Genomic DNA, 19,467 nt, shown 5'->3' with positions numbered 1-19,467 from the left:
CAAAAACCTTCTTCAAACCCTTGTCGCTGCAAGGTTTGCCGGTGCCGGCGAGGCACACGGCGGGAATCGCAATGATCGCCGTCAATGCCGGCCGGCGCCGCCGACCGCCAGCATCGCGGTGCGCCGGCTTGCGGCGCGATGCCCGGAACGCACCGCATGGCCTCCCCCCGCCGCGCCGCCGCACTGCCGCCGCGCCAGACGATCCGCAGCTGGCTGCACGAATTCCGCACGCGCAGCACGCCGCGCGCCCTCGCCCTCTCCGCCTTCGATTTCGCGCTCTACGCGGCGCTGATGAGCGCGGTCGTCGTGCTGCCCTCGCTGTTCGCCAAGCTGCTGGCCGGCCTCGCCGCCGGCCTGGTCATCGGCCGCCTGTTCATCCTCGGCCACGATGCCTGTCACCAGAGCTTCACGCCGCGCAAGCGGCTCAACCAGGTGCTCGGACGCCTGCTGTTCCTGCCCTCGCTGACGCCGTACAGCCTCTGGGAGGTCGGCCACAACGTCGTCCACCACGGCTACACGAACCTCAAGGGCTTCGACTTCGTCTGGGCGCCGCTGACGCCGGCCGAATACCGCGCGCTGCCGTCCTGGCGGCGCGCGCTCGAACGCCTGTATCGCAGCGGCTGGGCGCCCGGCCTGTACTACCTCGTCGAGATCTGGTGGCTGCGCATGTTCTTCCCCGGCGCGCGCTACCTGAAGGCACAGCGCCGCGCCTTTGTCTGGGACGGTCTGCTGGTCAGCGCCTACGCGCTCGCCTGGATCGGCGGACTGGTCGCCGCCGCGGCGCTGACCGCGCAGCCGGCCTGGTCGCTGCTGCTGTGCGGCTTCGCCGTGCCCTTTCTGGCCTGGAACACGCTGATCGGCTTCGTCGTCTACGCGCACCACACGCATCCGCGCATCCGCTGGTACGCCGACAAGACGCAGTGGGCGGCGGCGGCGCCGTTCGTCTCCACCACCGTGCACCTGCGCATGCCCGGCGGCCTCGGCGGCGTGCTGCACCACATCCTCGAGCACACCGCGCATCACGTCGACATGGGCATCCCGCTGTACGGCCTGACGCCGGCGCAGCGCCGCCTCGAGGCCGCGCTGCCGGGAAGCATCGTCGTGCAGCGCTTCTCCTGGAAGTGGTACTTCGCGACCGCGCGGCACTGCCGCCTGTTCGACCTCGACGAAGGCCGGTGGACGGACTACGACGGCGTGCCGCGCCGCCCCGGCCTGGCCACCGCTACTTCGCCGCGCTGAGCCGCGCCGGCAGCTTGAGGGCCGGGCTGATCGGCGCGCCCTTCTCGCGAATCTCGAAGTGCAGGAGCGGCTTGTTCTCCGGCCCGAGGCCCATCTCGGCGATCGGCTGGCCGGTCGTGACGACGTCGCCTTCCTTGACGTAGCGCTTGCGGTTGTAGCCGTAGGCGGAGAGATAGACGTCGTCGTGCTTGATGATGATCAGCTCGCCGTAGCCCTTCAGCGCATTGCCGCTGTAGACCACGCGGCCCGGCGCCGCCGCGAACACCGGCTGGCCCTCGACGCCGGTGAAGTCGACGCCCTTGCTGCCTTGCTGGCCGAAGCCGCGGATGACCGGCGCGCGCTCGACCGGCCAGCCCCAGGCGTAGCTGCCCGGCTTGACGTCGTCGTCGCCGGGCTTGGGCGGCGGCGGCGGCGCGATGGCCGGCGGCGGCGAGTCGGCGGTCACCGCCTGCGGCGCGGCGACGCCGGCGTCCTCGATCGCGCGCGACTGCATCTGGTCGGTCTGGAAGCGCGTCTGCGGCTTCGGCGGCGCATCGGCCGCCTGCTTCGGCGCGCGCAGGCGCAGCACCTGGCCGGGGTGGATCAGGAAGTCCGGACCGATGTCGTTCCAGCGCGCCACGTCGCGGTAGTCGACATTGTTGCGGAAGGCGATGCCGAACACGGTGTCGCCGCGCTGCACGACGTACTCGCGCGGCCCCGGCATGCGCTCCGGCACCACCGGCCCGACGTCCTTCTTCTTGCCGTTCTCCCAGGACGACCAGCCCGCGCAGCCCTGCAGGCTCAGCGCGGCGCCCGCCAGGCAGGTGATCAGGCACGCGGCGCGCAACTTCGTGTCGCGGATCATGCGGGTCCCTCGTTGATGGCCGACCTCGCTGTCGGCGCGGTTTCACTGGGTCTTGCGGCCCTTCAGCAGGAATCTCAGCACAAACAGCGCCGCCAGCAAAAGGGCGGCGATGCCGATCTCGTCCGAATAATGCCGCATCACCTGCGCCGCCGATTCGCCGAACCACCAGCCGATGCCGACCAGCACCGTACACCACAGCGTGGCGCCGATCAGCGTGGCGACGGCGAAGGCGCCCCTGGGCATGCCGAACACGCCGGGCGGCAGCGAGATGAGATGGCGGATCACCGGAATGAAGCGGCCGAGGAAGGTCGCCCACACGGCGTTGCGCAGGAACAGCTTCTCGGCTTCGTGGTACTTGCGCTCGTCGATCAGCAGCCACTTGCCGTAGCGCAGCAGGAAGGCGCGACCGGCGTAGCGGCCGAGCGCGTAGTTGACGCTCGCGCCGAGCAGCGAGCCACAGCCGCCGGACAGCGCCGCCAGCGCCGGGTTCAGCTCGCCGCGCCGGGCGAGATAGCCGGCGGGAATCATCACCAGCTCCGACGGCACCGGCAACAGGCTCGATTCGAGCGCCATCAGCAGAAAGATTTCCAGATAGCCGAGCTGCGCGACGTACTGCTCGATCCAGGCCGTGAAGAGGTGCATGTGGCTCTCTAGTCTTGCGCCGCCGGACTCGCGAAGGGCGGCGCGAACCGCGCTCGCCCGCCGCCGACCCTTCCCTGCGCAAGCGGGCGGCGGGGAACGTGGCGGAGCGATCGCGGCTGCGCCTCAAGGCCGTTCATCACACTTTCCCCGACAACAGCGGCACGAAGCTGACCCAGCCGAGATCCTGCTCGCGGAACGAACTGCCGCGCCGCTCGACGAGCTTCAGGGACTGGCGTCCCTGCGGGCCGACCGGCATGACGAGCCGACCGCCCGGCGCGAGTTGTTCGAGCAGCGCCGGAGGCACGCGCTCGGCGCCGGCGGTGACCAGGATGCCCTTGTAGGGCGCATACGGCAGCCAGCCGTTCATGCCGTCGGCGTACCCGAAGTGCACGTTGCGGTAGCCGAGCGCGGCGAGCCGCGTGCGCGCGACCTCGGACAGCGGCTTGATGCGCTCGACCGTGAATACGGTGTCGACCAGCTCGGCGAGCACCGCCGTCTGGTAGCCGCTGCCGGTGCCGACTTCGAGCACGCGCTCGAGCCGGCGCCCCTGCGTCAGCGCCTGCGTCATGAAGGCGACGACGACCGGCTGCGAAATGGTCTGCGCATGGCCGATCGGCAGGGCGTTGTTCTCGTAGGCGCGGTTCTTCAGCGCGTCGTCGAGAAACTTCTCGCGCGGCACCCTGGCCAGCGCCGCGAGCACCGCCGCGTCCTGCACGCCGGCGGCGCGGATCTCGTCGAGCAGGCGCGTGCGCGCCGTCGCCAGCGCGCCGGCCGGCGGGCGCGGCGCCTGCGCGCGCGGCGTCACAGGCCGTCCGCCCAGCGCGAGACGCGCTCGAGCAGCGCGTAGCGCGTCAGATCGACGAGCAGCGGCGTGATCGACACGCGGCCGCGCGCCACGGCGTGGAAGTCCGTGCCCTCGCCGCAATCCGCCTCGGCACCGGCAGGACCGATCCAGTAGATGGTGCGGCCGCGCGGGTCCTTCGACGGCAGCACCGGCTCGGCGAGATGGCGGCGCCCGGCGCGCGTCACCTCGAAGCCCTGCAGCGCCTCGAACGGCAGATCGGGGACGTTGACGTTGAGAATGGTGTCGGCCGGCAGCGGATCGCGCGCGAGCGCGTCGAGCAGGCGCAGCGTGACGCGGCCGGCGGTGTCGAAGTGCTCCGGCGCGTGCGAGACGTTCGACACGGCGATCGCCGCGTAACCGAGATGGCGGCCTTCCATCGCCGCCGCGACGGTACCCGAATACAGCGTATCGTCGCCGAGGTTGGCGCCGGCGTTGATGCCGGAGACGACGATGTCGGGCTTGAAATCGATCAGGCCGTTGAGCGCGAGATGGACCGAATCGGTCGGCGTGCCGTCGACGCTGATGCGGCCATCGTCGTGGTGCTGCGCGCGCAGCGGGCGCAGCACGGTCAGCGAATTGCTGGCGCCGCTGCGGTTGCGGTCCGGCGCGACGACGCGGACTTCATGGCGGGCCTGGAGATGGTCGCGCAGGCACAGCAGCCCCGGCGCGTGGCAGCCGTCGTCGTTCGAAAGCAGGATCTTCATGGGGAGAAACGGATGGTCGCCGACAGTTTACCGGATATGATTCCGCCGACCACGGACAAGGCCGTGACAGGCGCGCGATGAACGACGACTCCGCCACCCCGCCCGACGACGCGACGCTGTTCCGCCTGGCGATGCAGGGCGTGCGCGTGCACGCGCCGTCGCCGCGCGTCAGCGAGAAAGCCGCGACGCCGGCACCGCTGCCGCGCCAGCGCCAGGCCGATGAACTTGCCGTGCTGCAGGAGCTGCTGCGCGACACCGAGCCCGACGACATCGAGAGCGGCGACACCCTGCTCTACCGCGCGCCCGGCGTGCAGGACGGCGTGCTGCGTCATCTGCGCCGCGGCCATTACCGTATCGAGAGCGAACTCGACCTGCACGGCATGAACCGCGAGCGCGCCAAGCTCGCCGTCGCGCAGTTCCTGGCGCGCTGCCACGACCGCGACCAGCGCTGCGTGCGCATCGTGCACGGCAAGGGCAACGGCTCGCCGAACAGCGGCCCCGTCATCAAGGCCCTGCTCGGCAGCTGGCTGCGCAAGCGCCGCGACGTGCTCGCCTACTGCTCGGCGCGCGCCGTCGACGGCGGCACCGGCGCGGTCTACGTGCTGCTGCGCGCGCCGGGGCGACCCTAGGCGCGTGGACGGCAGGAACCGCGCAGGCGAGGCAAAGCCGTTTCGGGACAGGTCCGGATGGCGATTTTGGGGCAATGGCAGGGACTCTTGGCCCGCAATCGGCGCCGAAGATGGCCGAAAGGGCGAAGCCGCAGCCGCGCGCGTTTCTACCGCCCACGCGCCTAGGGCAGCGGACCGCTCTGCGGCTTGCGGCCGGTCAGTTCGAGTTCGAGCTGATCGAGCATCTGGCGGAAGCGCCGCGCGCCGGCCAGCCGCGCGATCTGCAGGCCGCCCTGCAGCGCCGCGCCGATGACGATGGCCTTGTCGTAGGCGTCGCCCTCGTAGCGCAGCGAGCCGTCGCGCCGGCCTTCCTCGAGCGTCAGCACCAGCCAGGCGTAGATCTCGCGCATCAGGAGGCGCGCCTCGAAGCGCATCGCGTCGGAGAGGATGCCGAACTCGGCGCCGAGCACGCCGCCCGGGCAGAGCCGGCCCTCGTCGGTTTCCAGATGCTCCGCGTAGGTCGCGAAGTACGCCTGCAGGCGCTGCCAGGCGGTGCCGCTGAAGGCCAGTTGGCGCACCCAGCCGTCGAAGCCGTCGCGATAGCGGCGCACCAGGGCGATGCCGAGGTCGTCCTTGGCCGGGAAGTGGTAATGGATGGCGGCCGTGCGCAGGCCGAGCTGCGTGGCGATGTGCTGGTAGCTGAAGCCGTTGAAGCCGCGCCGCAGCAGCAGCTGCTCGGCGCAGACCAGGATCGCCTCGCGCGTGTCGGGCTGGCCCGGCGGGCGGCGGCGCAGCTTGGGATGTTTCGCATGCGGCATGTGCTGTGCAGGCCTCGCTTCGTCAGCCCGGCAATGCCGCTTCAGCGACCCTGCAGCAGCACGACGGCGTGCGCGGCGAGGCCCAGTTTCTGGCCGATGGCGTCCATGCCTTCGTTGGTGGTCGCCTTGACGTTGACGCAGTCGCGCGCCACACCGAGATCGCCGGCGAGCCGCTCGCACATCACCGCCGTGTGCGCCGACACGCGCGGCACCTGCGCGATGAGGCTGATGTCGGCGTTGACGACGCCGTAGCCGGCCGCGCCGACGCGGCGCATCACTTCGGCGAGCAGCTTGCGGCTGTCGATGCCCTTGAACTGCGGGTCGTGGTCGGGGAACAGCTTGCCGATGTCGCCGCCGGCGAGCGCGCCGAGCAGGGCGTCGCAGAGCGCGTGGATGATGGCGTCGCCGTCCGAGTGCGCGACAATGCGGTAGGCGCAGGGAATGAATACGCCGCCGAGGTGAACTCCACTGTTGTCGCCCTCGTCCGCTTCGAGGCGGTGCGTGTCGTAGCCGTGGCCGATGCGCAGTTTCATGGCGATTCAGGGTTGCTCCGCCTGCCGCTGCAGCCAGAACTCGGCGAGCTGCAGGTCTTCGGGATAGGTGACCTTGATGTTGGATTCGCGGCCGCGCACCAGGCGCGGCCGGTAGCCGGCGCGTTCCATCGCGCTCGCCTCGTCGGTCACTTCGAGGCCGCGCGCCTCGCATTCCTGCAGTGCCCGCATCAGCTTTTCGAGACCGAACAGCTGCGGCGTCTGGGCGCGCCAGTAGAGCGCGCGGTCGACGGTTTCCGCGATCTCCGTGTATTGCCGCGAGGGCTTGCCGCGCTTGAGCGTGTCGGTGACCGGCAGCGCGAGAATGCCGCCATGCCCGTCGTCGGCTTCCTCGCAGAGACGGTCGATGTCGGACGCCTGCACGCAGGGCCGCGCCGCGTCGTGGACCAGCACGCGGACGTCCCTGAAGGCCCGCGTGTGCGCCGCCACCGCGCGCAGGCCGGCGAGCACCGATTCGGCGCGCGCCGCGCCGCCGACCACGGGCACGATGCGCGGATGGCGGGCGATCGGCAGCTGTGCGAATTCGCTGTCGCTCTTCGGCAATACCAGCACGATGCCGTCGATCCATTCGGCTTCGAGGAACGGCGCCAGCGACCATTCGATCAGGGTGCGGCCGCGCAGCGGCAGGTACTGCTTCGGCCGGCCGCTGCCCATGCGCGTGCCGCCGCCGGCGGCCGGAATCACGGCCCAGTAACGCGCGGAAGTCTGCACGGGTCGACGCTTATTTCTGGACGACGAGGTAGAAGGTCTCGCCTTCCTTGATCATGCCCATCGTCGTGCGCGCGCGGCCCTCGATGGCGACGGTGCCGGCATTGAGGTCCTGGACCTCGGCATCGAGCGTCGCGTTGCGCGCCTGCAGGCGTTCGTTCTCGGCGCGCTGCTCGGCAACCTCGTTCTTCAGCCGGTGCGTATGGGCGATGCCGCCGTTGGCGACCCACAGACGCCACTGCAGTCCGAGCAGCAGTACGGCGAGCACGGCAATGACGACGCGTTGGGTCATGGCGGCAGTCTAGAGCCAGTGGCCCCGCGGACGCCACGGGTGCCGCCGGACGGCGGCACCCGCGACGCGCGCTCCTCAGAGGAGGATCGGGAAGGCGCCTGCGCCCGGATAGCGGGCGCGCTTGCCGAGCTTGCGCTCGATGCGCAGCAGCTGGTTGTACTTGGCCATGCGGTCCGAGCGGCACAGCGAGCCGGTCTTGATCTGCGTCGCCGTCGTGCCGACCGCGATATCGGCGATCGTCGCGTCCTCGGTTTCACCCGAACGATGCGAGACGACGCTGGTGTAGCCGGCGTCGGTCGCCATCTGGATCGCTTCGAGCGTCTCGGTCAGCGTGCCGATCTGGTTCGGCTTGATCAGGATCGAGTTGGCCACGCCGCGGATGATGCCTTCGGCGAGGATCCTGGTGTTGGTGACGAACAGATCGTCGCCGACCAGCTGCACCTTGTTGCCGAGCTTCTCGGTCAGGTACTTCCAGCCCTTCCAGTCGCCTTCCGCGCAGCCGTCCTCGATCGAGATCACCGGGTACTTGGCGCAGATGCCGGCGAGGAAGTCGGCGAACTGTTCGCTGGTGAAGCTCTTGCCTTCGCCGTGCAGGACGTACTTGCCCTTCTCGTAGAACTCGCTCGAGGCGACATCCAGACCGAGGTAGACGTCCTTGCCCGGCTTGTAGCCGGCCTTCTCGATCGCCTCGATCAGCACGTCGAGCGCGGCGACGTTCGACGGCAGGTCCGGCGCGAAGCCGCCCTCGTCGCCGACCGCGGTGTTCAGCTTGCGGCTCTTCAGCACGCCCTTCAGCGTGTGGAAGATCTCGGCGCCATAGCGCAGGGCCTCGGAGAAGCTCGGCGCGCCGACCGGCAGGATCATGAATTCCTGGATGTCGACGTTGTTGTCGGCGTGCGCACCGCCGTTGATGACGTTCATCATCGGCACCGGCAGGGTCACGCTCGAAATGCCGCCGAGATGCTGGAACAGCGGCAGGAAGTTCTCTTCGGCGGCGGCTTTCGCCGTCGCCAGCGACACCGCGAGAATCGCGTTGGCGCCGAGCTTCGACTTGTTCTCGGTGCCGTCGGCTTCGATCATCGCCGCGTCGACGACGGCCTGTTCCTGCGCGTCGAGGCCGGTGACGACCTTGGCGAGCGCGCCTTCGACGTGGGCGACGGCTTTCGTCACGCCCTTGCCGAGGTAGCGTGCCTTGCCCTTCTTGGGCGCGCCGTCGCGCAGCTCGACCGCTTCGCGCGTGCCCGTCGAAGCGCCGCTCGGCGCCGCCGCGCGGCCCGTCGCGCCGGATTCCAGCTCGACTTCGGCTTCCACCGTCGGGTTGCCGCGCGAATCGATGATTTCCAGGGCGGTGACTTTGACGATCTTCGACATGGGGCGACGAGCTCCGGCTGGGCTGAAAAGATCGCGGATTCTAGCGTTTGCGGACGATCGCGTCATGAATGGCCGCGCCTGCGCCGCGCGCCGCTCAATGCCGGCGCCAGAGGAGCGCGCCGAGGATGCTCGCGAACAGCGCGTACTTGATCAGGTAGTAGACCGGCTGATTCCAGGCCTTGAGCTTCTTGCCGACGATGCGGATCGAATACAGGTAGCGGAACAGATGGTTCAGCGCGCCGAGCGGCTCGCCCGCTTCGTTGCGCGAGGCCGATGCCGCGGCCAGCGTGCGGCCGATGAAGCGATTGAAGACGCGCGCGAGCGGATTGTTGAGCGGCCGCTCGACGTCGCAGAACAGGATGATGCGCGTCTGATCGGTCTTGTTCTCGGCGGTGTGGATGTAGGTCTCGTCGAACAGCACGTCCTCGCCGTCGCGCCAGGCGTAAGTCCGGCCGTCGACGATCAGCCGGCAGGCGTCGGAGTTCGGCGTGATCAGGCCGAGGTGATAGCGCAGCGAGCCGGCAAAGGGATCGCGATGCAGCGGCAGGCGGCTGCCCGGCGCGAGCAGGGTGAACATCGCCGCCTTGACGCCCGGCACCTGGCGCAGCAGTTCGCAGGTGCGCGGGCATTCGCGCAGCGCCGACGGCAGGAAGCGGCCATACCAGTGGAAGTAGAAGCGGCCCCAGCCCTTCTTGAAGAACGAGTTGAAGCCGAGATCGTTGAGGCCGTCGGACCTGCCGATGCCGCCGATGCCGTACAGGCGCGCCGCCTCGTCGCGGATTTCCCGCCAGTGATCCCTGAGGATCTTCAGTTCGGGAAAGTCCTGCAGATCGAGCAAGGGCTGCGCCGGCACCGCCGAGCTGGCATAAAGCACGACGTTGATCGGCGCGGTGAGGCTCGAATGATCGAGCAGCTGGCGGCGGAAGCGGTGCCTGACCACGCCGCGCCGGTGCACGTAGACGATGGCGGCCATCCAGGCGGCGGCGATGAACCATCGGAGTTGCAGGACCGGCGCCAGCCACGACGGCGCCGCCATTGCCGCTATCGACATCCTTTCGAACCTCCTTGCCGCTCCCGGATCGGCTACTCTCGACAATGACGCCGCGGTCGTGAATCCCTCCTGAGCGGCGGCGCGCCGAAGCACAGCTCCGGCCAACCGTTCTTCACGCGCGTTTCGTTGACGCCCCCGCCATGCGTCGCGGACACTGCCGCCGGTTCGCCATCAGACGAAAACATGTCAGCCACCATCCGCATCCAGAACATCGCCGTCGCGAATTCGGCCCCGTTCGTCCTTTTCGGCGGGATCAACGTCCTCGAATCGAAGGACATCGCCCTGCAGGCCGCCGCCGAGTACGTGCGCGTCACGCGCAAGCTGGGCATTCCCTATGTGTTCAAGGCCAGCTTCGACAAGGCCAACCGCTCGTCGATCCACTCCTATCGCGGCCCCGGCCTGGAAGAAGGCCTGCGCATCTTCGAAGCGGTGAAGGCCGAGTTCGGCGTGCCGCTGATCACCGACGTGCATGAGCCCTGGCAGGCGGCGCCGGTCGCCGAAGTCGTCGACGTGCTGCAGCTGCCGGCGTTTCTGGCGCGGCAGACCGATCTGGTGGTGGCAATCGCCAAGACCGGCCGCGTCGTCAACATCAAGAAGCCGCAGTTCCTCAGTCCGAGCCAGATCGGCAACATCGTCGAGAAATTCCGCGAGGCCGGCAACGCGCAGATCATCCTCTGCGATCGCGGCACCTGCTTCGGCTACGACAACCTGGTCGTCGACATGCTCGGCTTCGGCGTCATGAAGAAATCCACGGGCGGCCTGCCGGTGATCTTCGACGTGACGCACGCGCTGCAGCAGCGCGATCCGGGCGCCGCCGCGTCCGGCGGACGCCGCTCGCAGGTGCTCGATCTGGCCCGCGCCGGCCTTGCCACCGGCCTCGCCGGCCTGTTCCTCGAAGCGCACCCGAATCCCGATCAGGCCAAGTGCGACGGTCCGAGCGCCCTGCCGCTGGACAAGCTGGAGCCGTTCCTCACCCAGCTCAAGGCGCTGGACGACCTGGTGAAGGGCTTCGCGCCGCTGGAGATCAGCTAGTCCGGAGCGCAATGAGAGCCGGTACCGGCGAAGCGGCCCTGTACGGTTTCTTCGCGGCGTCATTGCTTGTTCTCGACACTCTTGTCGCGCCGCCGCTCGCGACGCGCGTCCATTACGCGCGTCGTCCAGGCCCACCCGCTCAGGAGAGAGAACCCCAAGTAATACAGGCCGGCGAGGTGCCCATTTCCGCTAGAGCAAGCTATTCCTCCCCGAACCGGGGGACATGCTCCGGTAACAAGGTGATAGATCCCGCTACCGCCCCCGCTATCGCCGAGAAAATTTGTGGCAGCGCCCAATAGCCAAAGGTCGAACCGCTTCGCTCGGCCAGATTTCACCGGATGAACACCCTGTAGCACCGTCACAGCCGGGCTCCAGCGCCTTTGGTTTTGTCAGGCCCTGTTGGCGCGGCCGCAGCTTCACGCGACTTTCGCGCTCGACGCCGCGGCGGGCGCGGCCGCGACCGGCGCCGGCTGATGCGCCAGATGGTGCTCGCGCGCCGCCTTGACGAAGCCCTCGAACAGCGGATGGCCGTCGCGCGGCGTCGAGGTGAATTCCGGATGGAACTGGCAGCCGACGAAGAACGGGTGGTTCGGCAGCTCGATCATCTCGACCAGCTCGTTCTCGGCCGATTCGGCGACCAGATCCATGCCGTGCTCGCTCAGCACCCGCTTGTAGCGGTTGTTGAATTCGTAGCGGTGGCGGTGGCGTTCGCGAATGATCTCGGCGTTGTACATCGCCCGCGATTTCGAACCGGCCTTGAGGCGGCAGGCCTGCGAGCCGAGGCGCATGGTGCCGCCCTTGTCGGAGGTCTCGTCGCGCTGCTGCTTGCGGCCGGCCTCGTCCTGCCACTCGGTGATCAGGCCGATCACCGGATCCGGCGTCTTCAGGTCGAACTCGGTGGAATGCGCGCGCGGCAGGCCGCAGACGTTGCGCGCGTACTCGATCACCGCGACCTGCATGCCGAGGCAGATGCCCAGATACGGAATCTTGTTCTCGCGCGCATAACGCGCGGCCATGATCTTGCCTTCGATGCCGCGCTCGCCGAAGCCGCCCGGCACGAGGATCGCGTCCATGCCCTGCAGGATGCGCGCGCTCTGCGTCTCGACCGCTTCGGATTCGATGTAGCGGATCTTCACGCGCGTGCCGGTGTGCAGGCCGGCGTGCGCGAGCGCCTCGTTCAGCGACTTGTAGGCGTCGGCGAGATCGACGTACTTGCCGACCATCGCCACCTGCACTTCCATGTCGGCCTTCTGGCGCGCCTCGACGACGCGCTCCCAGGCCGACAGGTCGGCCGGACGCGCATCGAGACCGAAGTGATCGATGACGATCTGATCCAGGTTCTGCTGGTGCAGCCAGGCCGGAATCTTGTAGATGTCGTCCATGTCGAGGGCGGCGATCACCGACTGGTACGGCACGTTGGTGAACAGCGAGATCTTGCGCCGCTCGGCGTCCGGGATCGGCCGCTCGGTGCGGCAGATCAGCACGTCCGGCTGGATGCCGATGCCGCGCAGTTCCTTGACCGAGTGCTGCGTCGGCTTGGTCTTCAGCTCGCCGGACGCCTTCACATACGGCAGCAGCGTCAGGTGCAGGAACATCGAATCCTTGCGCCCGAGCTCGACCGCCATCTGGCGGATCGCCTCGAGGAACGGCAGCGACTCGATGTCGCCGACCGTGCCGCCGATCTCGACCATGCAGATGTCGGCGCCGGCCGCGCCGCGGCGGATGCCGGCCTGGATTTCGTCGGTGATGTGCGGGATGACCTGCACGGTCTTGCCCAGATAATCGCCGCGGCGCTCCTTGTCGAGCACGTTGCGATAGATCTGACCGGTGGTCATGTTCGAATAGCGCGTGGTCTTGCCACGCAGGAAGCGTTCGTAGTGACCGAGATCGAGATCGGTTTCGGCGCCATCCTCGGTGACGAACACTTCGCCGTGCTGGAACGGGCTCATGGTGCCCGCGTCGACATTGATGTACGGGTCGAGCTTGATCATGCTGACCTTGAGTCCGCGCGACTCGAGGACGGCACCCAGCGAAGCGGCGGAAATGCCTTTACCGAGCGAGGACACCACGCCCCCGGTCACAAAAATGAATCGCGTCTGATGCGGCGCGTCGGGCATGGGGAGGAACAATGCGGTGGGTTTCTGCAATTTTACGCGTCGGGGCGCATGCACTCAACGCGGGCAAGTGCCCAAAAAGCGGACAGCGGCTTCCGATCAGCCTGCCGGCGCGGCACCGGGCAGTGTCGTTTCCCAGCGTGGATCGAGGCCCAGGCTGGCCGCGCGCGCGCTCCGCCAGTAGCCGGCGACTGCGAGCAGCTCCTTGTTTTCATAGAGCAAGGGCATGCGCTGGCGCACCCAGGGCGGCAGGCCGCGCGCCTGGCAGAGCTGCTTCAGGCTGCGCGTGTGGGCGGCGCCCTGCGGCTGGATGCGCTCGCCGCCGGCGGCATAGCGCAGCGCGAGTCCCGGCGGCGGCGGCGCGCCGAGATGCAGGCGGCCGAGACCGCCGCCCAGATCCAGCGCGCGGCGGCGCGCCGGCCAGATCCGCCCGCCGCGCGCCGGCAGCGGCGGCAGCGCTTCGAGCAGATACAGCCGGTCGCGGTAGCGGCGCAGCTCGCCGTGTTCGTGGCGCAGCAGCGGCTGGGCGTCGGCGCGCGCCGCCAGCACCTCGCGCTCGAGGTGCTGCAGGCGGTCGTCCGACGGCGCCGGCCAGCCCTGCGCGATCCAGGCGTGGTAGAGCGCGTTGCGGCGTCGCGCCGGTGACAGCGCCAGCAGCGCGGCGACCGACAGGCCGTCGCCGGCGCGGGCCGCCTGCAGGTCGATCGCGGCGAGCTCGCGCAGCAGCTGCGCGCCTGCGGCGGCGCGCTGCGCGAGATGGGCAAGGCTCCCCGCCGCCTGCGGCCAGTGCGCGGCGAGGCGCGGCATGATTTCCTGGCGCAGATAGGCGCGCGCGTAACGCGCATCGGTGTTGTGCGGATCGTCGATCCAGCCGAGCCCGCGCGCCTGTGCGTAGTCACGCAGGCGGGCGCGCGGCAGCTCGAGCAGCGGCCGCCAGATCCGCCCGGCACCGAAGTCCGCCAGCGTGGCCATCGCCGCCAGTCCGGCCATGCCGCTGCCGCGCAGCGCCCGCAGCAGCACGGTCTCCGCCTGATCGTCGCGATGGTGCGCGGTGGCCAGCAGATCGCCCTTCCGCAGCAGGGCCGCGAAGACCGCGCGCCGCGCCGCGCGCGCCGCCGCCTCCGGCCCCTCGCCGGCGTCGCGCACCGTCACGCGCTTCACCGTCAGCGGCACGCCCAGGGCGCGGCAGACGCGGCGCGCATGGCGCACCCAGTCGTCCGCCGCATCCTGCAAGCCGTGATGGACGTGCACCGCGCGCAGGTTCGGCACCCGCCGCTCGTGCAGCAGATGCAGCAGCACCGTGGAATCAAGCCCGCCGCTGAACGCGACCCAGACGTGGGCGCGCGGCGCGAGTTCGGGGATTTCCAGCTTCATGCCACGCTCGGCAAACCAGCGAGCGGCGCCGACGATGTGAAAGCGGCCGTTGTGAGCAGAGCCGATCTCGCATCGTCAGTGGAGGGTTTCGAAGGAGCCGTACGACATCAGCCGCTGATAACGCGTCGCCATCAGCTGCGTCATCGGCGTGTGGCGCAGGCGTTCGAGGTTGGCGACCAGCTTCTGGCGGACCGTGGCGATCATCGCCTGCGGATCGCGGTGTGCGCCGCCGAGCGGCTCCGGCACGATTTCGTCGATCAGCTTGTGCTCATAGAGATCGGGCGCGGTGATGCGCATGGCCTCGGCCGCCTCCGGCGCACGGCTCGCCTCCTTGAACAGGATCGACGCGCAGCCTTCCGGCGAGATCACCGAGTAGATGCTGTGCTGGAGCATCATGATGTGGTCGGCGACGCCGATCGCCAGCGCGCCGCCCGAGCCGCCCTCGCCGATCACCGTCGCCAGCACCGGCGTGCGCAGCTTCGACAGTTCGAGCAGATTGCGGGCAATGGCCTCGGACTGGTTGCGCTCCTCGGCGTCGATGCCCGGATAGGCGCCGGGCGTGTCGATGAAGGTGATGATCGGCAGATTGAACTTCTCGGCGAGCTTCATCAGGCGCAGCGCCTTGCGGTAGCCCTCGGGTTTCGGCATGCCGAAGTTGCGGTAGACGCGCTCCTTGGCGTCGCGGCCCTTCTGCTGGCCGATGACGACGACGGCGCGGCCTTCGAGACGGGCGACGCCGCTGACGATGCTCGGATCGTCGGCGAAGTGACGGTCGCCGTGCAGTTCTTCCCAGTCGGTGAACATCGCCTTGATGTAGTCGAGCGAGTACGGGCGCTGCGGATGACGCGCGATCTGCACGACCTGCCACGGCGTCAGCTTCGAGAACACCGACTCGGTCAACTGCCGGCTCTTGGCTTCGAGCCGCGAAATCTCTTCCGTCAGGTTGACGCCGCTGCCGGTCGTGGCGAAGCGCAGTTCTTCGATCTTCTGCTGGAGTTCGGCGATCGGCTGTTCGAAGTCGAGATAATTGAGGTTCATGCGGTCATCGTTCGTGGCGCAGCTTGGGGAATGCCGAAGCGGCACGCGCCGCCCCGGCGCCGAAAAGGCGCTGGAGCCGAACTTTACCGCAATTGCCGGCGCCGGTCCGGCGCCGTCGCACGGCGCCGCGCGTGCGCCTGCGGCTTACGCGTGATGCACCTGCAGGCGCTCCAGCGCACCGCTCTCGAGCAGGGCCTTGTAGCCCAGCGCGTCGGCTTCGCTGCGGAAGACGCCGACCAGCGCCTCCCCCTGGTACACGTCCCACAGCTCGATGCCCATCTCGATGGCCTCGTGCGACATGTGCTGCGCGTCGCGCGACTTGATGCTGATCGTCATGGCGGACTCCTTCAGGCCGATCCCGGTTCCCGGCCACGTCACGGTCGACCGCGCCGTCGGGGCGACGGCGCGGACCGCGACTCACGCAGCTAGAGACTCGGCCCGGCGCGGGAGGTTGCATGAAGAGATTTTCATCGATGGCCGGCCGCCATCCCGCCGGCCCGCGCATCGGGCGCGGCGCGACGGGCACGCGGCTCATTCGTCGTCCAGGCCGCCCGCCGCCGCGAAGCGCCGCTCGGGAATCGGCGGCTGGAAGCGCCTGTACTGCAGCTGCACGCCGTCGGCGCCGAGCCACTGCTGCAGCGCCAGCACCGTTTCGTCGTCGAGGCGCAGCTTCCAGTCGGCGCCGAATTCCAGCTCGCAGGCGGCGCTCGCGCCGCGATAGCGCACCGTCACCGGCGTCTGCCCGCCGCGCCGCGCCAGCAGGCGCTTGCGCAGGGCGACGACCTCGCTGGCGGACTTCTTCCAGTCGAGCACGAGGCGCGTCGCGTAATCGCGCAGCACGTCGTCGAGCGAAAGGAAGTCGGGGTTGTAGAGGCGCGGCTCTGGCTCGCGGCCGTCGCGCGCCGGCGACAGGCCGATCTCGGCGATGGCGAACACCAGCTGGTCCGGCTTCACGAACGGCGCGTACCTGGACCACTTGTCGGCGTCGATCCAGGTCGACAGCTGCGTGGCGCGATCGTCGAGCGTGAGCTTGTAGCTGGCGCCGCCGCGGCCGTCGCCCTTGAAGAAGCGCACGTCGCCGACCCAGGCGGCGAACATCAGCTTGCTGCGCGGCTGCCAGATCGGCTTGCCCTTGCCATCGACCGGCTGCGGCACGGCGTACTGCTGCACCAGCTCGTGCAGCCGGCCGCTGCAGACCTGGGAAATGATCTCGCCGTAGGCTTCGATCGGATGACCGGAGAGGTAGAAGCCGAGCGTCTCGCGCTCCTTGGCGAGCAGCTCGCGCTGCGACCAGTCGGCCTCGAGGTCGGGCGACACCTGCGCGTCGCTTTTCGCGGCGCCGCCGCCGTGTCCGAACATGTCGTTCTGCCCGGAGTCGGCGCTCGCCGCCGTCGCCTCGGCGAGCTGCAGCGCCTTCGGCAGCGTCTTCAGCAGCGACGGCCGGTTGAGACCGAAGCCGTCCATCGCGCCGGACGAGATCAGCGCTTCGAGCACGCGCTTGTTGGCCTTCTTCGTGTCGACCCGCTTGCAGAAGTCGAACAGATCCTTGAACGGCCCGTTGCGCTCGCGCTCGTCGAGAATGCCTTCGAGCGCCGCCTCGCCCGCGCCCTTGATCGCGCCGAGGCCGTAGCGGATCACGCCCGGCTGCGGCACGGTGAAGCGGAAGTGGCTGCGGTTGACGTCCGGCGGCAGCATGGTCAGGCCCATGCGCAGGCATTCCTCGCGCATGGTGACGATCGTTTCCGTGTGCTGCATTTCGCAGGACAGCACCGCCGCCATGAACTCGGCCGGGTAATGCGTCTTGAGCCACGCCGTCTGGTAGGAGACCAGCGCATAGGCGGCGGCGTGCGACTTGTTGAAGCCGTAGTTGGCGAACTTGTCCATCAGGTCGAAGACCTGCGTGGCGATGCCCGCGTCGACGCCGCGGCCGATCGCGCCCGAGGTGAACACCTCGCGCTGCTTGTCCATCTCGGCCTTGATCTTCTTGCCCATCGCGCGACGCAGCAGGTCGGCGCCGCCCAGCGTGTAGCCGGCAAGGCGCTGCGACATCTGCATCACCTGCTCCTGATAGACGAAGATGCCGTAGGTCGGCTGCAGCACGGCCTCCATCTCCGGATGCAGGTAGGTGACCGGCGCGTCGCCGCGCTTGCGCGCGCAATACTCCGGGATCAGCTCCATCGGGCCCGGTCGATACAGCGACACCAGCGCGATGATGTCCTCGAAGGTGTCCGGCCTGAGGTCCTTCGAGGCGCGCTGCATGCCCGGCGATTCCATCTGGAACACCGCGGTCGTGTCGCCGCTCGCGTACAAGGCGTAGGTCTGCGCGTCGTCGATCGGCAGCTTGAGCACGTCGATCCTGCGCCGCGAGGTCTTCTCGATGTTGACGACCGCTTCCTGGATCACCGTCAGCGTCTTCAGGCCGAGGAAGTCGAACTTCACGAGACCGACCGATTCGAGATCCTTCATGTCGAACTGCGTGCGCATGCCGGCGCCGCCGGGTTCGCAATACATCGGCGTGTAGTCGCTCAGGGGCTGCGGCGCGATGACCACGCCGCCGGCGTGCACGCCGACGCCGCGCGTCACGCCTTCGAGCGCCAGACCCATGTCGATGACCGCGCGCGTGTCTTCCTCGGCCTCGTAGCGCTGCTTGAGCTCCGGCACCGAGTCGATGGCGTCGGCGAGCGTTGCGCCCGGCGTGCCGGGAATCAGCTTGGCGATCGAATCGGCGAAGCCGTAGCCATGGCCCATGACGCGCGCGACGTCGCGGATCACGCCGCGCGCCGCCATCGTCGCATAGGTGATGATCTGGCCGACGCGATCGCGACCGTACTTGTGCGTGACGTAGTCGATCACGCGGTCACGGTTGTCCATGCAGAAGTCGACGTCGAAGTCCGGCATCGACACGCGCTCCGGATTGAGGAAGCGCTCGAACAGCAGGTTGTACGGCAAGGGATCGAGATCGGTGATCTTGATCGCGTAGGCGACCAGCGAGCCGGCGCCCGAACCGCGGCCCGGGCCGACCGGACAGCCGTTGTTCTTCGCCCACTCGATGAAGTCCGACACCACCAGGAAATAGCCGGCGAAGCCCATCTTCTCGATGATGCCGAGCTCGTAATCGAGCCGTTTCCAGTACTCCTCCTCCGGCGCGGCCAAGGTGATCATGGTGAAGCGCTCGCGCAGGCCCTCCTCGGAGCGACGCCGCAGCCAGGAGTTGGCGTCGTGGCCTTCGGGCACCGGGAAGTTCGGCAGGTGGTAGGGCGGCGCGAACTTCAGCGTCAGCGAGCAGCGCCGGGCGATCTCCACCGAATTCGCCAGCGCCTCCGGAAGGTCGGCGAACAGCGCCGCCATCTCCTCCGCCGACTTCAGGTACTGCTCCTCGGTGTAGTCGCGCGGCCGCTTCGGATCGTTGAGCACGCGGCCCTGCGCGATGCAGACGCGCGCCTCGTGCGAATCGAACTCCTCGCGCGTCAGGAAGCGCACGTCGTTGGTCGCGACCAGCGGCACCTGCTCGTGACGCGACAGCGCCGCCGCGGCGTCGACCCATTCGTCGTCGCCGGCGCGGCCGCAGCGCGAGATCTCCAGATACAGGCGCTGCGGGAACAGCGCGCGCAGCTCGCCGAGCGCCTCGCGCGCGGCGGCGACATTGTCGGACGCGGCGGCACGGAAGATCGCGCCGTCGCGGCCGCTGAGCGCGATCAGACCGTCGCCGTGCTCGCGCAGCCAGGCGCGTGCGATGAGCGGCTCGCCGCTCTTCTGGCCTTCCGTGTAGGCGAGCGACAGCAGCTTGGCGATGTTGCGGTAGCCGCCCTCGTTCTGCACCAGCAGCGTCAGCCGCTCCGGCCCGTCGCCCGTCGTGCGCGGTTCCAGCCACAGATCGCAGCCGATGATCGGCTTGATGCCGGCGCCTTCGGCCGACTTGTAGAACTTCACCATCGCGAAGGTGTTGCTGCGATCGCTGATGGCGATCGCCGGAAAGCCGAGTTCGGCGGCCTTCGACACCAAGGTCGCGCCGACGCCGCCGCCCTTGCGCTTCGGCGGCTCGACGCGCACCACGCTGTCGGTCAGCGAGAACTCGGTGTGCAGGCGCAGATGGACGAAGGCCGGCGCGCCGCTCATGCCGCCACCCCCGCCCCGCCGCCCATGCGCACGGCCGCACGCATGAGAGAGCGTGCTCCCGCACCCGTTTGCGCTGCGCGCAAAGCACCGTGTCGCACGCTCATGCGCCCACCCGCGCACA

At 69.0% G+C, this 19,467-nt stretch carries 18 protein-coding genes; 3 read left to right on the top strand and 15 right to left on the bottom strand.

All coding sequences use genetic code 11. The features are described 5' to 3' along the window. Positions 1 to 156: 156 nt before the first annotated feature. Complete coding sequence (locus tag K344_RS0102785; protein WP_211234459.1) at positions 157 to 1,239, top strand: fatty acid desaturase; 1,083 nt, start codon at positions 157 to 159, stop codon at positions 1,237 to 1,239. On the opposite strand, the gene K344_RS19815 is transcribed toward K344_RS0102785, so the two are convergent. From K344_RS19815 to surE, 4 genes are all read right to left on the bottom strand, one after another. Then, positions 1,223 to 2,083 (bottom strand): peptidoglycan DD-metalloendopeptidase family protein, encoded by an 861-nt coding sequence (locus K344_RS19815; protein ID WP_051361813.1) that lies wholly within the window; start codon positions 2,081 to 2,083, stop codon positions 1,223 to 1,225. The two genes, K344_RS0102785 and K344_RS19815, sit on opposite strands and share 17 nt — an antisense overlap. A gap of 42 nt (positions 2,084 to 2,125) precedes the next feature. Continuing rightward, on the bottom strand, positions 2,126 to 2,725 hold the full coding sequence (locus K344_RS0102775; protein WP_028079397.1) for a DedA family protein: 600 nt from the start codon (positions 2,723 to 2,725) through the stop codon (positions 2,126 to 2,128). Between the two features lie 136 nt (positions 2,726 to 2,861). Then, complete coding sequence (locus K344_RS0102770; RefSeq protein WP_084196882.1) at positions 2,862 to 3,530, bottom strand: protein-L-isoaspartate(D-aspartate) O-methyltransferase; 669 nt, start codon at positions 3,528 to 3,530, stop codon at positions 2,862 to 2,864. Further along, positions 3,527 to 4,273 carry a 5'/3'-nucleotidase SurE gene (gene surE, locus K344_RS0102765; protein WP_028079395.1) on the bottom strand — a complete coding sequence of 249 codons (747 nt, stop codon included), beginning with the start codon at positions 4,271 to 4,273 and terminating at the stop codon, positions 3,527 to 3,529. Before surE ends, K344_RS0102770 begins: the two co-directional genes overlap by 4 nt. 77 nt (positions 4,274 to 4,350) lie before the next feature. On the opposite strand from surE, the gene K344_RS0102760 reads away from it, so the two are divergent. Then, positions 4,351 to 4,902, top strand: a complete 552-nt coding sequence (locus tag K344_RS0102760; RefSeq protein ID WP_028079394.1) for a Smr/MutS family protein — start codon at positions 4,351 to 4,353, stop codon at positions 4,900 to 4,902. Positions 4,903 to 5,063: 161 nt separating this feature from the next. Here K344_RS0102760 and K344_RS0102755 read toward each other — a convergent pair whose 3' ends face one another. The 6 genes from K344_RS0102755 to K344_RS0102730 form a co-directional block, all read right to left on the bottom strand. Continuing rightward, complete coding sequence (locus K344_RS0102755) at positions 5,064 to 5,699, bottom strand: TetR/AcrR family transcriptional regulator (protein WP_051361812.1); 636 nt, start codon at positions 5,697 to 5,699, stop codon at positions 5,064 to 5,066. A gap of 41 nt (positions 5,700 to 5,740) precedes the next feature. Continuing rightward, entirely contained in the window at positions 5,741 to 6,232 is a 492-nt protein-coding gene (gene ispF, locus K344_RS0102750) for a 2-C-methyl-D-erythritol 2,4-cyclodiphosphate synthase (protein ID WP_043113655.1), read from the bottom strand. A gap of 6 nt (positions 6,233 to 6,238) precedes the next feature. Beyond that, entirely contained in the window at positions 6,239 to 6,961 is a 723-nt protein-coding gene (ispD, locus tag K344_RS0102745) for a 2-C-methyl-D-erythritol 4-phosphate cytidylyltransferase (RefSeq protein WP_028079391.1), read from the bottom strand. Positions 6,962 to 6,971: 10 nt separating this feature from the next. Continuing rightward, the gene (gene ftsB / locus K344_RS0102740; protein WP_028079390.1) at positions 6,972 to 7,250 is read right to left on the bottom strand and encodes a cell division protein FtsB; all 279 of its coding nucleotides are present in this window, start codon (positions 7,248 to 7,250) and stop codon (positions 6,972 to 6,974) included. Positions 7,251 to 7,325: 75 nt separating this feature from the next. Continuing rightward, positions 7,326 to 8,621 carry a phosphopyruvate hydratase gene (eno, locus tag K344_RS0102735; protein WP_028079389.1) on the bottom strand — a complete coding sequence of 432 codons (1,296 nt, stop codon included), beginning with the start codon at positions 8,619 to 8,621 and terminating at the stop codon, positions 7,326 to 7,328. Positions 8,622 to 8,715: 94 nt separating this feature from the next. Beyond that, positions 8,716 to 9,672, bottom strand: a complete 957-nt coding sequence (locus K344_RS0102730) for an aspartyl/asparaginyl beta-hydroxylase domain-containing protein (RefSeq protein ID WP_084196880.1) — start codon at positions 9,670 to 9,672, stop codon at positions 8,716 to 8,718. A gap of 183 nt (positions 9,673 to 9,855) precedes the next feature. Here K344_RS0102730 and kdsA point away from each other — a divergent pair, with 183 nt between their 5' ends. Continuing rightward, positions 9,856 to 10,704, top strand: a complete 849-nt coding sequence (gene kdsA / locus K344_RS0102725) for a 3-deoxy-8-phosphooctulonate synthase (RefSeq protein WP_028079387.1) — start codon at positions 9,856 to 9,858, stop codon at positions 10,702 to 10,704. Between the two features lie 416 nt (positions 10,705 to 11,120). On the opposite strand, the gene pyrG is transcribed toward kdsA, so the two are convergent. The 5 genes from pyrG to dnaE form a co-directional block, all read right to left on the bottom strand. After that, a complete protein-coding gene (pyrG, locus tag K344_RS19810) occupies positions 11,121 to 12,821 on the bottom strand; it encodes a CTP synthase (RefSeq protein WP_051361811.1) in 1,701 nt (566 codons plus the stop codon). 96 nt (positions 12,822 to 12,917) lie between these two features. After that, positions 12,918 to 14,192 carry a tRNA lysidine(34) synthetase TilS gene (gene tilS / locus K344_RS19805; RefSeq protein ID WP_043113653.1) on the bottom strand — a complete coding sequence of 425 codons (1,275 nt, stop codon included), beginning with the start codon at positions 14,190 to 14,192 and terminating at the stop codon, positions 12,918 to 12,920. Positions 14,193 to 14,267: 75 nt separating this feature from the next. Then, a complete protein-coding gene (locus K344_RS0102710) occupies positions 14,268 to 15,230 on the bottom strand; it encodes an acetyl-CoA carboxylase carboxyltransferase subunit alpha (protein ID WP_028079386.1) in 963 nt (320 codons plus the stop codon). Between the two features lie 144 nt (positions 15,231 to 15,374). Beyond that, entirely contained in the window at positions 15,375 to 15,566 is a 192-nt protein-coding gene (locus K344_RS0102705; protein WP_028079385.1) for a hypothetical protein, read from the bottom strand. A gap of 195 nt (positions 15,567 to 15,761) precedes the next feature. Beyond that, positions 15,762 to 19,346 (bottom strand): DNA polymerase III subunit alpha, encoded by a 3,585-nt coding sequence (gene dnaE / locus K344_RS0102700; protein ID WP_028079384.1) that lies wholly within the window; start codon positions 19,344 to 19,346, stop codon positions 15,762 to 15,764. Positions 19,347 to 19,467: the final 121 nt, after the last annotated feature.

Source organism: Solimonas soli DSM 21787 (genome assembly GCF_000474945.1).
In the GTDB taxonomy this organism is placed as follows: Bacteria; Pseudomonadota; Gammaproteobacteria; order Nevskiales; family Nevskiaceae; genus Solimonas; species Solimonas soli.
The sequence above is the reverse complement of the archived record's forward strand: the minus strand, read 5'-3'. Positions and strand labels throughout refer to the sequence as shown.

Bases quoted from the DNA above. Each gene is read 5' to 3' on its own strand.
- K344_RS0102785 (WP_211234459.1), top strand. From the start codon at position 157: ATGGCCTCCCCCCGCCGCGCCGCCGCACTGCCGCCGCGCCAGACGATC.
- K344_RS19815 (WP_051361813.1), bottom strand. From the start codon at position 2,083: ATGATCCGCGACACGAAGTTGCGCGCCGCGTGCCTGATCACCTGCCTG.
- K344_RS0102775 (WP_028079397.1), bottom strand. From the start codon at position 2,725: ATGCACCTCTTCACGGCCTGGATCGAGCAGTACGTCGCGCAGCTCGGC.
- surE (WP_028079395.1), bottom strand. From the start codon at position 4,273: ATGAAGATCCTGCTTTCGAACGACGACGGCTGCCACGCGCCGGGGCTG.
- K344_RS0102760 (WP_028079394.1), top strand. From the start codon at position 4,351: ATGAACGACGACTCCGCCACCCCGCCCGACGACGCGACGCTGTTCCGC.
- K344_RS0102755 (WP_051361812.1), bottom strand. From the start codon at position 5,699: ATGCCGCATGCGAAACATCCCAAGCTGCGCCGCCGCCCGCCGGGCCAG.
- ispF (WP_043113655.1), bottom strand. From the start codon at position 6,232: ATGAAACTGCGCATCGGCCACGGCTACGACACGCACCGCCTCGAAGCG.
- ftsB (WP_028079390.1), bottom strand. From the start codon at position 7,250: ATGACCCAACGCGTCGTCATTGCCGTGCTCGCCGTACTGCTGCTCGGA.
- eno (WP_028079389.1), bottom strand. From the start codon at position 8,621: ATGTCGAAGATCGTCAAAGTCACCGCCCTGGAAATCATCGATTCGCGC.
- K344_RS0102730 (WP_084196880.1), bottom strand. From the start codon at position 9,672: ATGTCGATAGCGGCAATGGCGGCGCCGTCGTGGCTGGCGCCGGTCCTG.
- kdsA (WP_028079387.1), top strand. From the start codon at position 9,856: ATGTCAGCCACCATCCGCATCCAGAACATCGCCGTCGCGAATTCGGCC.
- pyrG (WP_051361811.1), bottom strand. From the start codon at position 12,821: ATGCCCGACGCGCCGCATCAGACGCGATTCATTTTTGTGACCGGGGGC.
- tilS (WP_043113653.1), bottom strand. From the start codon at position 14,192: ATGAAGCTGGAAATCCCCGAACTCGCGCCGCGCGCCCACGTCTGGGTC.
- K344_RS0102710 (WP_028079386.1), bottom strand. From the start codon at position 15,230: ATGAACCTCAATTATCTCGACTTCGAACAGCCGATCGCCGAACTCCAG.
- K344_RS0102705 (WP_028079385.1), bottom strand. From the start codon at position 15,566: ATGACGATCAGCATCAAGTCGCGCGACGCGCAGCACATGTCGCACGAG.
- dnaE (WP_028079384.1), bottom strand. From the start codon at position 19,346: ATGAGCGGCGCGCCGGCCTTCGTCCATCTGCGCCTGCACACCGAGTTC.